Below are 14,616 nucleotides of genomic sequence, written 5' to 3'. Positions count from 1 at the left end.
TCGCCCGCGAGGCCGGGATCGGGAGAGGTTCAGGAGAGGTTCTTCTCCAGCGCGGCGAGGTAGCTGTGCATGAAGTGGTCGCGGACACCATCACCGGCGGGGGCCAGCGGGTCCGCGGTCAGTCCTGCCGCGTGGTCGAACAGTCCGCCGATCACCGGCATGGTGTCGCGGACCTTGCCGTGGGAGTCGATGTAGCGCAGTGCGTCGACGTGGGAGTAGGGGGGTGCGGGCGGCATCTGGGGGACGATGTCGTTGTTGTTCACGAACCGGTACATCCGGTCCCGGTAGCCCTTGTTGTAGGCCCTCGCCAGGGCGGCGTCGCAGGTGCGGGGCTGGCCGTAGGTGTAGACGCCGTCGGCGGCCAGGCGCGGCTCCTCCAGGTACATGCGGGCGCCGGCGAGCATGGCGAGCGCCCCGCCCAGGCTGTGCCCGGTGAACCAGACGGTCTGGCCGTTGGTGCGCAGTTCGGCGTGGGTGCTCTTCACATCCGGCCAGATGGACTCCAGCGCCTCGCCGAAGCCGTCGTGGACGTGCCCGGTGCCCGCCGGCCCCTGCCGGGGCGGGGTCGTGGCGTCGGAGAGCCAGTCCTTGATCTGTCGCGGTTCGGTGCCGCGGAACGCGGTCACGATCATGTCGTCGCCGGCCATGGTGTAGGCCTGGGTGTCCTGGAGGGGGAACGGCGGGGTGAAGCGTGTCTCGTGGTGCCGGACGGTGTCGAACCCCCACTCCCTCGCCCGCGCCTCGACGGTGGCCTCGTCCTTGTACGCGAGGTCCGAGGCCAGCGCGAGCCAGTAGGCGCGTTCGAGGCTGTAACCCGTCGAACGCTGATCGATCTCCACGGGAACAGGCACAGCGGATCCTCCTCGCTCCGGACCGGGCATCGGCGGGCCGGCCGTTCACACTGCCGGCCCGCGCTGCCATATATGCCTCCGCCGCCGTCCGTCCCGGATCCGACACGCCCCTCTCCACCCGTACGGCCCAGTGTTGCCGGCGCTGCCCTGTCCGCTGGGCGTCAGCGCGCACAGGGGCCGGGCACCGGTGGACGACCCCCTTGACGGGTGGTTGGTCCGTACCTATGGTCTCGTCAACTCGGCCGTTCAGGAAGCCGTTTGACGTTCACATACGAGGACGGACCAGATGCTGGACAAGGACATATCCGCCCGACGCCGCCGCAAGTTCCCGCGTTCCGCTCTCGCGCTCACCGCGGCGGCGGCCCTGCTCGCCGCCGGACTGCTCTCCTGGCCCGGCACCCAGCGGGCGCAGGCCGCCCCCGCCGCCTTCACGCACCCCGGCGTGACCGTCTCCCGGGCCCAACTCGACTTCGCCCGCGGCAAGGTGCTGGCCGGCGCCCAGCCCTGGAAGGGCGCCTACGACCAGATGATGGCGAGCAAGTACGCGAGCCTCAGTCGCACCCCGAAGCCCCGCGCCGTCGTCGAGTGCGGTTCGTACTCCAACCCGAACTACGGCTGCACGGACGAGCGCGAGGACGCGATCGCGGCGTACACCGACGCGCTCGCCTGGTACATCACCCGTGACGAGCGCTATGCGAAGAAGGCGATCGAGCTGATGGACGCCTGGTCCGCCGTGCTCCGGGACCACACCAACAGCAACGCCCCGCTCCAGACGGGCTGGGCGGGCTCCTCCTGGCCGAAGGCCGCCGAGATCATCAAGTACACGTACACCGGTACCTGGGCCGACTCGGGCCGGTTCGCGGCCATGTTGCGCGACGTCTACCTGCCCGAGATCATCAACGGCTCGAACTCCAACGGCAACTGGGAGCTGTCGATGATGGAGGCGGCCGTGGGCATCTCCGTCTTCCTGGAGGACAGGACCGCGTACGACACCGCCATGGCCCGGTTCCGCACCCGCACCGCCGCCTACGTGTACCTCGCCTCCGACGGCGACCTGCCGAAGACCGTCCCGAGCCAGAACCTGGACACCCGCGACAAGATCGTCTCGTACTGGCAGGGCCAGTCGACCTTCGTCACCGGACTCACCCAGGAGACCTGCCGCGACTTCACCCACACCGGATACGGGATCTCCGCCGTCTCGCACGTGGCCGAGACCAGCCGGATCCAGGGCCAGGACCTGTACGGCACCGATGTCGGCGAGCGGCTGCGGCAGGCGCTGGGCTTCCAGTCGAAGTACGAACTGGGCGCCGCCGTCCCGAGCTGGCTGTGCGGCGGCAGCGTCAAGCGGGGACTCGGCCCGGTCACCGAGGTCGGTTACAACGCCCTGCACAACCGCCTGGGCATCGCCATGACCAACACCGGGACCCTGACCGCGCAGAACCGCCCGGCGGGCAGCGACAACCTCTTCGTCGCCTGGGAGACCCTCACCCACGGGGACAATCCGAACTGACGTCCGGCGGTGGCCGGACGTGCCGCCCGGGCCGGGACGCGATCACGGGCAACGTCGTGCCGGGCCGCGACGGTGGTGCGTTCGCGGCCCGGCACGGTCAGGTCACGCGGTGACCTGTTGCTCTGTGGGGCGACCCTGGTGACCGGCGGTGCCCCGCCTGCTCTCACCGGCGGCCCCGCGCGGGCGTGCCGGCTCTCACAGAGCCGGTCCGCCCGCGTCGCCCGGCTTGATCCGGCCGCGCCACGCGCCGGACTCCGCGCCGCGCTTCTCGATGTACTCCTTGAACCGCTTCATGTCGCCCTTCACCCGGCGGTCGACGGTGCCGATCAGGTCCCCGACCTTCTCGACGGTCCCGCTGGGCTCGACGTCCAGCACCAGCTCGACCCTGGTGTGGGTGTCGTCCACCCGCTCGAAGCGGACGCTGCCCCGCTGGCTGGTGTCGCCGCTGACCGTGCGCCATGTGATCCGCTCGTCCGGCAGCTGGTCGACGATCTCGGTGTCGAACTCCCGCCGTACCCCGCCGATCTTCGTGGTCCAGTGATTGTGCCGGTCGTCCAGCTGGGTGACCTCCTCGACGCCCTCCATGAAGTTCGGGAAGTTCTCGAACTGCGTCCACTGGTTGTAGGCGGTGTGCACCGGTACGCCGACTTCCACCGCTTCCTTGACCGTGCTCATCTCCAGGTCTCCGTTCTCACTGGTGGGGTGTCCCGGGCCGGCCGTGCGTGCGGCGCGCCCCGGGCCGGGAGAGCCGGGTACCCGGGGAACCGGCGGTCATGGCCATCGGTTTCGATCACCGCCGCCGGCTCGCCGGCACACCCGGGAGCGCGCCCGGCGCCCGCCGGGCGCCGGGCGCCCGCCGGGCGCGTCCAGGTCTCCGGGCGCGCCCAGATCGCCGGGGTGCGGATCCGGCCACCGCCACCGTCTTCCGGCCACCGCCCTGACGTGGTGTTTTACAGTGTTTGCCACCAGTTCAGGGCAACAGGACCTGTGAGGTATTCGCGAACATGCCGACCGAGACGTTTGAGTTTCAGGTAGAGGCCCGTCAGCTGCTCCAGCTGATGATCCACTCGGTGTACTCGAACAAGGATGTCTTCCTGCGGGAACTCGTCTCCAACGCCTCCGACGCGCTGGACAAGCTGCGTCTGGAGAAGCTCTGGGACGACTCGCTCGACGCCGACGTGTCCGATCTGCACATCGAGATCGACATCGACAAGGACGCCCGTACCCTCACCGTGCGCGACAACGGCATCGGGATGTCGTACGAGGAGGTCGGGCAGCTCATCGGCACGATCGCCAACTCGGGCACCGCGAAGTTCCTCCAGGAGCTGCGCGAGGCCAAGGACAAGGCCGGCGAGGACGGGCTGATCGGCCAGTTCGGCGTCGGTTTCTACTCCGGCTTCATGGTGGCGGACGAGGTCACCCTGCTGACCCGGCGGGCCGGCGAGGGCCAGGGCACCCGGTGGTCCTCGCGCGGCGAGGGCACGTACACGCTGGAGAAGGTCGACGACGCGCCGCAGGGCACCTCGGTCACGCTGCACCTCAAGCCCGCCGACCCGGAGAACCAGCTCCACGACTACACCTCCCCGTGGAAGATCCGGGAGATCATCAAGCGGTACTCGGACTTCATCACCTGGCCGATCCGGATGGTGCCCGAGAAGTCCGGTGACGAGGGCGCGACGCCCGAGCCCGAGACGCTCAACTCCATGAAGGCGCTGTGGGCGCGGCCCCGCGACGAGGTGTCCGACGACGAGTACCACGAGCTGTACAAGCACATCGGCCACGACTGGCGCGACCCGCTGGAGACGATCCGGCTCCAGGCGGAGGGCACCTTCGAGTACCAGGCCCTGCTGTTCCTCCCGGCACACGCGCCCCACGACCTGTTCACCCGCGACTTCAAGCGGGGCGTGCAGCTTTACGTCAAGCGCGTGTTCATCATGGACGACTGCGAGGCGCTGCTGCCGCCGTACCTCCGCTTCGTCAAGGGCGTGGTGGACGCCGCCGACCTGTCGCTGAACGTGTCCCGCGAGATCCTCCAGCAGGACCGCCACATCGAGATGATGCGGCGCCGGCTGACCAAGAAGGTCCTGTCCACGGTCAAGGAGATGATGACCAAGGACCAGGAGCGCTACGGCACCTTCTGGCGGGAGTTCGGCACGGTCCTGAAGGAGGGGCTGGTCACCGACGCGGAGAACCGTGACGCCATCCTCGCCGTCGCCTCCTTCGCCAGCACCCACCACGACACCGAGCCGACCACGCTGAAGCAGTACGTGGAGCGGATGAAGGACGGCCAGGAGGACATCTACTACCTGACCGGCGAGTCCCGGCAGAGCATCGAGAACTCCCCGCACATGGAGGCATTCCGGGAGCGGGGCATCGAGGTGCTGCTGCTCACCGACCCGGTCGACGAGGTGTGGGCCGACGCCGTCGGCGAGTACGAGGGCAAGAAGCTGCGCTCCGTCGCCAAGGGGCAGATCGACCTCGACGCCAAGGACGAGGACGGCGCCGACGAGGACCGGGAGAAGCAGACCGAGGAGTACTCCGGGCTGCTCGGCTGGATGAAGGAACGGCTGGACGAGGACATCAAGGACGTACGGCTGTCCTCCCGCCTCACCGTCTCCCCGGCCTGTGTCGTCTCCGACGCGCACGACCTCACCCCGGCGCTGGAGAACATGTACCGCGCGATGGGCCAGGAGGTGCCCCGCGCCAAGCGGATCCTGGAGCTGAACCCGGACCACCAGCTGGTGAAGGGCCTCAACCAGGCGTACAAGGAGCGCGAGGACCGTACGGAGCTGGCCGAGACCGCCGAGCTGCTGTACAGCCTGGCGGTGCTCGCCGAGGGCGGCCAGCCCAAGGAGCCGGCCCGCTTCGTCAAGCTGATGGCGGACCGCCTGGAACGCTCGCTGTAAACCGCCGCCGCGGGCGCCGACGGCACGGCAGGCCGTGTGCGGCGCCCGCGTTCCCGCGGGACCGGCATCGCCCGGCGGCGTCCCCCGGCGATGCCGGCCGCGCGGCGGCCGGGCGGGCTCAGAAGGCGCCGAGGTCGGCGGCCACCCAGTGCTCGGGACGCATCGTCACGATGAAGTGCTCGCCGAGCCGGGACCGGTCGTACTCCACGAAGGCGGCGACCTTGTCCTCGGGGAGGTAGCGCGCGGCCATCTCCCAGGACAGCTCGGGGCTGTCCGGGGCCGTCGCGACGACCGGGCCCTCCACGGACACGTAGCGCACGGTCGGTTCGGTGCGCTGCACCATCAGGCTGAAGCGCCCCGCCGCGCGGATCGCCCGCCCCTTGCGGGAATCGGGCCCGGTGCGCACCCACAGGTCGCCGCCCGGCGTGTACTGGTACCAGATGGGAACCGTCAGCGGGGCGCGGTCCGGATGTTCGACGACCGACAGCGCACCGATGTGCGGCTCCGCCAGAAACAGCTCGCGTTCTCGCTTCGAGAGTGCCATCGGCCGACCTTAACGCGCCGGTGTGGCACGGACAAAGAGCGTTACGGCCCGGGCGGGGGCGCGTCAGCCGGTGCCGCGCTCCAGGACCCGGCGGGCCGCCTCGGCCTCCGCCGCCGCCGGGGACAGCTCGTCCAGCGTGTCCAGTTCGTCGTCCGCCTCCAGCTCCCGCGTCCAGGCCGCCGCGAGCCGCTCCTGCTCCTCGCGCGGCCGCGCGCCGACGGCCTCGCGGTGGTCGGGATCCAGCGCCGCCAGGAATCGTTCGACCGGGTCCGTCGGCATGCCGTGCTCCTTGTCGCCGGAAGGGGTGCCGCTCCCGGCCAGCATGGCCAACCGTGCGCGTGCCCGCCGCCCGACACGGGCCCGCACCACCCTGATGGCCCTGCCTCCGCCCGGCTCCCCGAGGCGCCCGTCAGGTGTGCCGGGCGTGCACGGGCGCGTTGGCGACCTCGTCCGGACACGTGCGGTGCGGCTTCCGCCGCCGGTCGCGCCGCCAGTCGAACATCGCGAGGGCCAGGGAGGCCGCCATGCCGGCCAGCGCGGCGCCCAGCGCGGTGACGAGAGCGCCGCGGTAGTCGCCGGCGCGGCCCAGCACCAGGTAGAACAGGCCGGGCAGCGCGGCGGTGCCCAGCGCCGCGCCCAGCCGCTGCCCGGTCTGCAGCGCGCCGCCCGCCGCGCCCGCCATGCGCACGGGCACGTCCCGCAGGGTCATGGTGATGTTGGGGGAGACCACGAGGCCGCCGCCGACGCCGCCGAGGAAGAGCACCGGCGCGGCGGCCCAGGGCGCCAGGTCCAGGGGCGCGAGCCGCAGCAGCAGCGCGGTGCCGCCCAGGCCGGCGATCACTCCCGCGAGGCCGCAGACGGTGAGCAGGCGGCCGTAGCGCTCCACCAGCCGCCCGGAGACCACGGCGGCGCTCGCCGAGCCGAGCGCGAAGGGGGTGACGGCGAGACCGGAGCGGAGCGGGGAGAAGTCCAGCCCCCGCTGGTAGAAGAGGGCGAACACCAGCCACACACCGCTGAACCCGACGAAGTACAGGGTGCCGATGCCGGCGCCGATGGCGTAGCCGCGCACGGTGGTGAACAGGCGCGGATCCAGCAGCGGCTGCGCACCCCGGGCGACGAGACGGCGCTGCCACCAGGTGAAGACGGTGAGGAGCGCGGCACCGGCGGGGAACAGCCACCACAGGCGCTCGATGCCGCCGGACTCCGCCAGCACCAGCGGGCACATCAGCGCGAGCACGCCGAGCCCGAGGAGCAGCACACCGGGCAGGTCCACCCGGCCCCGCCCGGAACGCTCGGTGCGCGGCAGCAGACGGCGGCCGAGCAGGACGGCGAGGATGCCGATGGGAACGTTGACGTAGAAGATCCACCGCCAGCCCTGGTCCCCGGAGGCCAGGGCCAGGATGGCGCCGCCGGTGACCGGACCGGCGGCGGAGGAGATGCCCACGGTGGCGCCGAAGAAGCCGAAGGCCCGGCCGCGCTCGGCGCCACGGAACATCTGCTGGATCAGCGCGGAATTCTGCGGGGCCATGAAGCCGGCCGCCAGCCCCTGGGCGAGACGGGCCGCCACCAGCAGCGTGATGTCCGGGGCCGCGCCGCAGGCCGCGCTGAAGACCACGAAGCCGCCGAGGGCCAGCAGGAAGATACGGCGCCGGTCCAGGGCGTCGCCGAGCCGGCCGGCGGTGACCAGGGCGAGGGCGAAGGTCAGGGCGTAACCGGACACCACCCACTGCACCTGCGCCGGGGAGGCGTGCAGGTCCTGCTGGACGGTGGGCAGGGCCACCGCCACGATCGTGACGTCGAGGAGGCTCATGAACCCGGCCACCAACGTCACCCACAGGGCGCGCCACCGCCGCGGATCCGGCTCGTACCCGTCCCCGCGGGTGTCCGGTTCCCGGCCGCCCGCGGCCGACGTCGACGCTGTCACCTGGACTCCTCTCCACCGAGGCCACCGGACGCATCCACCGGGGCCACCGGTCGGACCAAGTTCCCCCGCCCCTACCGGGCACACATACCCGTCCGGTACGCCCCGCCACCGCGTCCGGCCGCCGACGAGGCACCGGGTGGACATCTCACCTAAACTGACCGCATGGACACAAAGAGTGACGAAATACTTTCGCGCCGTGACCGTCCGCCCCTCTCCCGGGGCACCGCCCTGATCTGTGTGGCAGCCGCGGCCGGAGCGCTGCTCACGGGGTGCGCCGACGACACCGGCGGCGAAGCCGCGCGCAGCGGCGCCGCCGAGGCCGCCCAGGTCGCCGCGACCTCGCCCACCGCCTCGGCGGACGGCAATCTCACCGAGGACCAGCGGGAGCGCAAGGAACTCGTCCCCAAGGCCAAGACCGGCTACGAGCAGGCGCTCAGCGCGGCGGTGGGGGCCGTACCGCACTCCAAGCCGGTCTCCGTCGAACTCAAGGGCCCGCCCGACAGTCCCCGGTGGGAGGCCGAGGTCGCCACGGACGACGGCACCGCCCACTCCGTCTCCGTGGACGCGGCCGACGGGAAGGCCGGCCAGGCGCGGGCCAAGGACGAGGACGGCGACGACAAGCGCGAACTGGCGGACCTGCTGAAGAAGGCCACCGTCACCCCGCAGCAGGCCGCGCAGACCGCGACGGGCAAGACCAAGGGCACCGTCACCGCCGTCGAACTCGACGACACCGACGGCTCCACCCCGAAGTGGTCCGTCGACGTCGTGACGACCGGCGACTGGAACAAGACGACCTTCGACATCGACGCGACCAACCGCAAGATCCTCCGGGAGCACGTCGACCGCGACTGACGCCCCGCCCGCGGCCCCCGGCAAGCGCACCGCCCCGGCTCCGCACCGCCACCGACGCGGTGCGGAGCCGTCCCCCGTGCGACCCAGGACCGAGGGACCGGGATCAGGTCTCCCGCAGCGGCGCGTACGCCGCCTCCGCCAGACCGAACGTCCAGGCCACCCCCTGCCGTGCCGTCCGGGTCGCCGGCGGCACCCGCAGCCAGTAGGTGCGGTGCGAACCGTCCGGCTCCGGAGTGGAGTTGAGCACCTCGACCATCACCACCGGCTCGTCCCCGTCGAGATCGATCCGCCACAGCGTGCCGGTCTCGTCCCGGTGCAGCGGGCGGGCCGACGAGTCCGCCAGATAGCGGTCGTAGCCGTAGAACTCCAGCATCACCCGGCGCAGTTCGGCGTTCTCCTCGGACCGGATGCGCTCCGGGGTGAGCGTGCGCAGCTCCGCCACGAAGGACGCCCGGACCGGCATGCCCCGCCACGCGTACAGCGCGAAGCCGTCCGGGAACGCGAGCGCCGGGCCGTCACCGCGGTCGAGCCGGCCCGCCTCGTCCCGGTACAGCGCCGAAGGGCGCTCGCAGACCACGGCCACCTTCGCGAACGGCCACCACCACCCCGCGCTGCGGCACACCTCGGCAAGCCCCGCCAGGGGGCCCTCCCGCCCGGCGAACGCCGCCAGCCAGGGCGCGTCGTGCTGCCCGAGCACCGCGTCCAGCAGCGCCAGCCGTATCTCCGGGCCCTCGCCCAGCTCCTCCAGCACACCCGCCCGGATCCGGTCGACCAGCGCCTGGTTCCCACTCCACAGCCGCCCACCGGTGGCCGCCCAGTGCGCCGCCCAGCCGGCCGCGCCCAATTCCTCGTGCAGCAGCCGCCGTCGGGCCGCCCACGGCGCGCTGCGCACCGCCTCGCGGACACTCGGCCCCTTGTCCGGCAACGACCGCACCAGCGCGACGCCCTCGCACGGCGAACCCGCCCACACCACACGCTCCGGCCCGGGCAGCCCCACCGCGCGATAGGCCGCACGGACACCCGCCTCGGCCCGCCGCCGGTCGGCCGGCTCCGTCGACGCCGCCCACGCCCGCCACTGCCCGGCCACATCCCGCCCCGTGTCCTCACGTTCCACCGACGACCCCTCCCGCCGCGTCCCCGTCCTCACGGTCCGCCCCGTCCCTCAGTCCGCCACGATCCGCACGGCACCGGGCACGTACTCCCGCTGCCGCACCACCCGGTACCACCCCGCGGGCAGCGCTATCGGCGCGTGCTCCTCGTGCACCACCCGCCCGCCCTGGGGCAGCCGCAGCAGCATCGGCCCGAACGGGCCCGGCTCCCGCACCAGTTCACCCGGACCCACCACCGCGTGCGCGTGCCCGGTGACCTCGCCCAGGGCCAGGACCAGCCGGCCCCGCCCGTCCCTCTTCTCCCGCGGCGCACCCGCCACATGAGCCGGAACCGCCTCCTCGGCCACGGGCACGAGCAGCACGTCTCCCTGCCGGTACATGAACACTCCCCTCGACGGCGGCGCACACCGCACCGCCCGCAGTGCCACCGACAGTAGGACCCACCACTGACAACGCCCCCCGTGAACGCCCCCCGCCCTCCGCCGTTGTCAGTGCCGGTTGGTAGAACTGCCCCCATCACCCCGCGTCCGACCCAGCTTCCGGGAGCAGCAGCATGACCCTTGGCGACCACCCGCACGTCTTCCACGGCCTGCCCGTGTACACGTTCCCCGAGCCGGACCGGAACACGGACCTGCCCGAACCGGACGGCGTCGCCTGGCGCGTCGGCACCACCGTCTACGACGCCGGGGAGGAGTGGGAGGAGGTCTTCGCCCGCTTCCTGGACAAGGTCGACACCACCCGCGTCCGCGCGCTGGTCGTCGGCGCCTGGCACGAGGCGTACGACACCGACTCCTCGGCCGTCATCGAGGCACTGCTCGCCGCCCGGGACCGCCTGCCCGCCCTGCGCGCGCTCTTCCTCGGCGACATGGAGTCCGAGGAGTGCGAGATCTCCTGGATCAACCAGACGGACGTCACCCCGCTGCTCACCGGCTTCCCCGCGCTGGAGGAGTTCGGCGTGCGCGGCGGATCGGGCCTGGAGTTCCCCGCCGTGAGCCACGCCCGGCTGCGCGTGCTCACGATGGAGAGCGGCGGGCTGCCCGCGGAGGTCGTGCGCGGAGTCGGCGCGAGCGACCTGCCCGCCCTGGAACACCTCGACCTGTGGCTCGGCACGCCCGACTACGGCGGCGACAGCGAGCCCGCCGACCTGGAACCCATCCTGTCCGGGGCGCGCCTGCCGAGCCTGCGCCACCTCGCGCTGCGTGACAGCGAGATACAGGACGCCGTCGCCGCGGCCGTCGCCTCCGCCCCGGTGGTGGCCCGCCTGGAGACGCTGGACCTCTCCCTGGGCATCCTGACCGACGACGGCGCCGCCGCCCTCCTCGCGGGCCAGCCGCTCACCCACCTGAAGAAGCTCGACCTGCACCACCACTACATCACCGAGCCCCTGCTGGACCGGCTCCGGCAGACCCTGGAGCCCGCCGGCGTCGAGCTCGACCTCGACCGGGACGACGCGGACGAGGACGTGGAGAGCGACGGCACGGTGTGGCGCTACGTGTCCGTGGGCGAGTAAGTGGCCGCGCACCACCAGGACCTCCGCGCGCGCGAAGCAGGCGGCGTGCGCTTCGCGGTGGTCGGCAACCCCGAGAACCGCCGCGTCACGCTCTTCGCCCGGGCGGTGCGCGCGGCCGGCCTGCCCGCCCCGCGCGTCGTCGCCTGGGCGGACGTCCTGCGCGCCGGCGGAGCCGCCTTCGACGCCGGCGAACTGGTCCGGCTCGACTCCCCGGGCGAGAACACCGAGGTCGACCGGCTGCTGCGCGGCTCCGAGGACCCCACCCGGGTGGAGGGCTCGGCCCGCTGGTACGCCACGCTGACCGCCGCGCTGCGCGGCCTGCGCGGCGGCACCCGTCTGGACGACCCGGACGACCTCGCCGTGCTGTTCGACAAGCGCCGCTGCCACGCCGTCCTGGCCGGCGCGGGTGTGCCCGTGCCGTACTCACCCACCTCCGGCGCCCACGCGCCGGCCGTGCGCGGGTGGGACGACGTGCGCGCCCTGATGCGGGAGCACCGGATGCCACGGCTGTTCGTGAAGCTCGCGCACGGCTCGTCCGCGTCCGGCGTGCTCGCGGTCGAGGCCGCGGGCGGCGGCCGGATCCGCGCCACCACCTCCGTTGAACTCGCCCCGGACGGGCGGCTGTTCAACTCGCTGCGGATCCACCGCTACACCGACGAGCGGCACATCGCCGCCATCGTCGACACCCTGGCCCCCGACGGCCTGCACCTGGAACGCTGGCTGCCCAAGGCCTCCCAGCGGGGACGCCCCGCCGACCTACGGGTCGTCGTGGTCGCCGGCCGGGCCACCCACGCCGTCGTACGCACCGGCACCTCCCCGCTGACCAACCTCCACCTGGGCGGCCGGCGCGGCGACCTCGACGCCGCCCGCGCCGCCGTCGAGGCGTCGGGCGCCCGCTGGGCCGACGTCCTCGGGGTGTGCGAACAGGCCGCCGCCTGCTTCCCGCGCACCCTGTGTGTCGGCGTCGACCTGCTGCCCGCGACCGGCTGGCGCCGGGCGGCCGTCGGCGAGGTCAACGCCTTCGGCGACCTGCTGCCCGGACTCACCGGCCTGCCCGGCAGCGGCGCCCAGGACCTCGACACCTACGCGACACAGGTCGCCGCCGCCCTCGCCCGGCACACACCGCCGTCCCACCCGCACCAGAACAGAACGGGAACACCCCATGCCCTCGCCTGACCCGACGCCGTCGCACCAGCCCCCGGGCCGCGCCGGGCAACCGGACATGAACCGGATCATCGGCAGCCACGACCTGCTGCTGGTCACCCTCGACACCCTGCGCCACGACGTGGCGGCCGAACTGGCGGCGGCCGGCCGCATCCCCCACCTGGCCCGCCACCTGCCCGGCGGCCGCTGGGAGGAACGACACGCCCCCGGAAGCTTCACCTACGCCTCCCACCAGGCCATCTTCGCCGGCTTCCTGCCCACACCGGCGGCCCCCGGCCCGCACCCCCGGCTGTTCGCCGCGCGCTTCGCGGGCAGCGAGACCACCGCCGACGGCACCTATGTCTACGACACCCCCGACCTGGTCTCCGCCCTCGCGAAGGACGGCTACCACACCGTGTGCATCGGGGGAGTGGGCTTCTTCAACAAGCAGGGCCCGCTCGGCTCGGTCCTGCCCGGACTGTTCCACGAGTCCCACTGGGAACCGGAGTTCGGCGTCGCCTCACCCACCTCCTTCGAGGCCCAGGTGACCCGCGCCGAACAGGTCGTGCGCCGGCTCCCCGCCGACCAGCGGCTGTTCCTCTTCGTCAATGTGTCGGCCCTGCACCAGCCCAACTGGTTCCACCTGCCCGGCGCCACCCGCGAGGCCGGCGACACCCGCGCCACGCACGCCGCCGCACTCGAATACGTCGACCGGCACATCGGCCGCCTGTTCGCCGCCGCGAGCAGCCGGCGCCCCTGCTTCGCCATCGTCTGCTCCGACCACGGCACCGCCTACGGCGACGACGGCTACACCGGGCACCGCCTCGGCCACCCGTCCGTGTGGACCGTGCCCTACGCCCACTTCGTCCTCGACCCCGCCCACCCCCAGGAACCCACGCCCGCCGAGGCCGCCCGATGACGCTCGCCCCCCAGCCCACCGACGCAAGCCCGTACCAGAGCTACGTCTACGCCTACCCCCACAAGACCGCCTACGGCCCCCTGCCCGACCGTCCCGCGCTCACCGCCCTGTGGGCAGGGGAGCCCAAGGACGCGCTCTCCCTCTACCTGCACGTGCCGTTCTGCGAGGTCCGCTGCGGCTTCTGCAACCTGTTCACCCGGATCGGCGCCCCCGACGGCCTCACCACCGCCTACCTCGACGCCCTGGAACGCCAGGCGACGACGGTCCGCGCCGCCCTCGGCGACAGTGCCGGCGTCCGCTTCGCGACGGCCGCGTTCGGCGGCGGCACACCCACCTTCCTCACCGCCGCCGAACTGACGCGCCTGTGCGACATAGCCGAGCACCGGATGGGCGCCGACCTGCGGGCCGTACCGCTGTCCGTCGAGGCGTCACCCGCCACCGCCACCGCCGACCGCCTCGCGGTCCTCGCCGACCGGGGCGCCACCCGGCTCAGCCTCGGCGTGCAGAGCTTCGTCGACACCGAGGCCCGCGCCGCCGTACGCCCCCAGCGCCGCGCGGACGTGGAGGCGGCCCTCACCCGGATCCGGGACGCGGCCATTCCGGTGCTGAACATCGACCTCATCTACGGCATCGACGGCCAGACCGACACCACCTGGCTGCACTCCCTGGACGCCGCCCTGGCCTGGCACCCCGAGGAGCTGTACCTCTACCCCCTGTACGTCCGCCCCCTCACCGGCCTGGACCGCCGCCGCCCCGGCCCCGACCCGGCCTGGGACCAGCAGCGGCTGCGCCTGTACCGGCTGGGCCGCGACCACCTCCTCGCACACGGCTACGTCCAGCACTCCATGCGCATGTTCCGCCGCGCCGACGCCCCGCCCCAGGGCCCGGACGACTACGCCTGCCAGACCGACGGCATGATCGGCCTCGGCTGCGGCGCCCGCTCGTACACGGCCGGTCTGCACTACTCCTTCGACTACGCCGTCGGCATGCACCAGATCCGCGCCATCATCGACGACTACGTGGCCCGGCCCGCCGCCGGCTTCGCGCACGCCGAGTACGGCCGCCGCATGACACCGGACGAGGCCCGCCGCCGCCATCTGCTGCAATCCCTGCTCCAGGCGGAGGGCCTGGCGGTCGCCGACTACCGTGCGCGCTTCGGCACCGACCCCGCCGAGGACTTCGGCGCCGAACTGCACCGCTTCGCCGACCGCGGCTGGCTGGAACCGGACGGCACCCGCCGGCTGCGGCTGACCGCGGAAGGACTGGCGCACTCCGACGCGATCGGCCCCCAGCTGTTCTCCCCGGCCGTACGGGCGGCGATGGCCGCCTACGAAAGCAAGTAGGCGGC

Annotated in this window: 14 protein-coding genes; 7 read left to right on the top strand and 7 right to left on the bottom strand. The window is 72.8% G+C overall.

The annotated features are described in order from the left end of the window. Nucleotides 1-29: 29 nt before the first annotated feature. Complete coding sequence (locus IH25_RS0118400) at nt 30-881, bottom strand: lipase family protein (protein WP_078844296.1); 852 nt, start codon at nt 879-881, stop codon at nt 30-32. A gap of 256 nt (nt 882-1,137) precedes the next feature. Here IH25_RS0118400 and IH25_RS0118395 point away from each other — a divergent pair, with 256 nt between their 5' ends. Beyond that, nucleotides 1,138-2,361, top strand: a complete 1,224-nt coding sequence (locus tag IH25_RS0118395; RefSeq protein WP_030611035.1) for an alginate lyase family protein — start codon at nt 1,138-1,140, stop codon at nt 2,359-2,361. A 195-nt stretch (nt 2,362-2,556) separates the two neighbouring features. On the opposite strand, the gene IH25_RS0118390 is transcribed toward IH25_RS0118395, so the two are convergent. Next, the gene (locus IH25_RS0118390) at nt 2,557-3,036 is read right to left on the bottom strand and encodes an SRPBCC family protein (RefSeq protein WP_030611032.1); all 480 of its coding nucleotides are present in this window, start codon (nt 3,034-3,036) and stop codon (nt 2,557-2,559) included. 329 nt (nt 3,037-3,365) lie between these two features. Here IH25_RS0118390 and htpG point away from each other — a divergent pair, with 329 nt between their 5' ends. Beyond that, the gene (gene htpG / locus IH25_RS0118385) at nt 3,366-5,267 is read left to right on the top strand and encodes a molecular chaperone HtpG (RefSeq protein ID WP_030611031.1); all 1,902 of its coding nucleotides are present in this window, start codon (nt 3,366-3,368) and stop codon (nt 5,265-5,267) included. A 118-nt stretch (nt 5,268-5,385) separates the two neighbouring features. Here the strand turns inward: htpG and IH25_RS0118380 are convergent, their stop codons facing one another. The 3 genes from IH25_RS0118380 to IH25_RS0118370 all read right to left on the bottom strand — a co-directional run bounded on the left by IH25_RS0118380 (nt 5,386) and on the right by IH25_RS0118370 (nt 7,735). Continuing rightward, on the bottom strand, nt 5,386-5,811 hold the full coding sequence (locus IH25_RS0118380) for a pyridoxamine 5'-phosphate oxidase family protein (RefSeq protein WP_030611028.1): 426 nt from the start codon (nt 5,809-5,811) through the stop codon (nt 5,386-5,388). 63 nt (nt 5,812-5,874) lie between these two features. Then, entirely contained in the window at nt 5,875-6,090 is a 216-nt protein-coding gene (locus IH25_RS0118375; protein WP_030611025.1) for a hypothetical protein, read from the bottom strand. Nucleotides 6,091-6,220: 130 nt separating this feature from the next. Further along, nucleotides 6,221-7,735 (bottom strand): MFS transporter, encoded by a 1,515-nt coding sequence (locus tag IH25_RS0118370; protein WP_030611022.1) that lies wholly within the window; start codon nt 7,733-7,735, stop codon nt 6,221-6,223. 162 nt (nt 7,736-7,897) lie between these two features. Between IH25_RS0118370 and IH25_RS0118365 the strand changes: the two genes are divergently transcribed. Next, the gene (locus tag IH25_RS0118365; protein ID WP_078844295.1) at nt 7,898-8,587 is read left to right on the top strand and encodes a PepSY domain-containing protein; all 690 of its coding nucleotides are present in this window, start codon (nt 7,898-7,900) and stop codon (nt 8,585-8,587) included. Nucleotides 8,588-8,690: 103 nt separating this feature from the next. On the opposite strand, the gene IH25_RS0118360 is transcribed toward IH25_RS0118365, so the two are convergent. Then, nucleotides 8,691-9,701 carry a DUF6745 domain-containing protein gene (locus IH25_RS0118360; RefSeq protein WP_051754006.1) on the bottom strand — a complete coding sequence of 337 codons (1,011 nt, stop codon included), beginning with the start codon at nt 9,699-9,701 and terminating at the stop codon, nt 8,691-8,693. A 48-nt stretch (nt 9,702-9,749) separates the two neighbouring features. Beyond that, nucleotides 9,750-10,076 carry a hypothetical protein gene (locus IH25_RS0118355; protein ID WP_030611016.1) on the bottom strand — a complete coding sequence of 109 codons (327 nt, stop codon included), beginning with the start codon at nt 10,074-10,076 and terminating at the stop codon, nt 9,750-9,752. Between the two features lie 173 nt (nt 10,077-10,249). Here IH25_RS0118355 and IH25_RS0118350 point away from each other — a divergent pair, with 173 nt between their 5' ends. Genes IH25_RS0118350 through IH25_RS0118335 form a run of 4 tightly spaced genes read left to right on the top strand, consistent with a single transcriptional unit; the run spans nt 10,250 to nt 14,611 of the window. After that, entirely contained in the window at nt 10,250-11,206 is a 957-nt protein-coding gene (locus IH25_RS0118350; protein ID WP_030611014.1) for an STM4015 family protein, read from the top strand. A gap of 45 nt (nt 11,207-11,251) precedes the next feature. After that, nucleotides 11,252-12,382, top strand: coding sequence for an STM4014 family protein (locus IH25_RS0118345; RefSeq protein WP_107058414.1), 1,131 nt, complete (start codon nt 11,252-11,254; stop codon nt 12,380-12,382). Between the two features lie 46 nt (nt 12,383-12,428). Beyond that, a complete protein-coding gene (locus tag IH25_RS0118340; protein WP_030611010.1) occupies nt 12,429-13,268 on the top strand; it encodes an STM4013/SEN3800 family hydrolase in 840 nt (279 codons plus the stop codon). After that, entirely contained in the window at nt 13,265-14,611 is a 1,347-nt protein-coding gene (locus tag IH25_RS0118335) for an STM4012 family radical SAM protein (protein ID WP_030611007.1), read from the top strand. Before IH25_RS0118340 ends, IH25_RS0118335 begins: the two co-directional genes overlap by 4 nt. Nucleotides 14,612-14,616: the final 5 nt, after the last annotated feature.

Origin of the sequence: Streptomyces achromogenes subsp. achromogenes, from assembly GCF_000720835.1 — a bacterium.
Lineage (GTDB): Bacteria > Actinomycetota > Actinomycetes > Streptomycetales > Streptomycetaceae > Streptomyces > Streptomyces achromogenes.
The sequence above is the reverse complement of the archived record's forward strand: the minus strand, read 5'-3'. Positions and strand labels throughout refer to the sequence as shown.

What these genes read in the sequence shown, in the direction of transcription:
- IH25_RS0118400 (WP_078844296.1), bottom strand. Translation starts at nt 881, where the DNA reads ATGCCCGGTCCGGAGCGAGGAGGATCCGCTGTGCCTGTTCCCGTGGAG.
- IH25_RS0118395 (WP_030611035.1), top strand. Translation starts at nt 1,138, where the DNA reads ATGCTGGACAAGGACATATCCGCCCGACGCCGCCGCAAGTTCCCGCGT.
- IH25_RS0118390 (WP_030611032.1), bottom strand. Translation starts at nt 3,036, where the DNA reads ATGAGCACGGTCAAGGAAGCGGTGGAAGTCGGCGTACCGGTGCACACC.
- htpG (WP_030611031.1), top strand. Translation starts at nt 3,366, where the DNA reads ATGCCGACCGAGACGTTTGAGTTTCAGGTAGAGGCCCGTCAGCTGCTC.
- IH25_RS0118380 (WP_030611028.1), bottom strand. Translation starts at nt 5,811, where the DNA reads ATGGCACTCTCGAAGCGAGAACGCGAGCTGTTTCTGGCGGAGCCGCAC.
- IH25_RS0118375 (WP_030611025.1), bottom strand. Translation starts at nt 6,090, where the DNA reads ATGCCGACGGACCCGGTCGAACGATTCCTGGCGGCGCTGGATCCCGAC.
- IH25_RS0118365 (WP_078844295.1), top strand. Translation starts at nt 7,898, where the DNA reads ATGGACACAAAGAGTGACGAAATACTTTCGCGCCGTGACCGTCCGCCC.
- IH25_RS0118355 (WP_030611016.1), bottom strand. Translation starts at nt 10,076, where the DNA reads ATGTACCGGCAGGGAGACGTGCTGCTCGTGCCCGTGGCCGAGGAGGCG.
- IH25_RS0118350 (WP_030611014.1), top strand. Translation starts at nt 10,250, where the DNA reads ATGACCCTTGGCGACCACCCGCACGTCTTCCACGGCCTGCCCGTGTAC.
- IH25_RS0118340 (WP_030611010.1), top strand. Translation starts at nt 12,429, where the DNA reads ATGAACCGGATCATCGGCAGCCACGACCTGCTGCTGGTCACCCTCGAC.
- IH25_RS0118335 (WP_030611007.1), top strand. Translation starts at nt 13,265, where the DNA reads ATGACGCTCGCCCCCCAGCCCACCGACGCAAGCCCGTACCAGAGCTAC.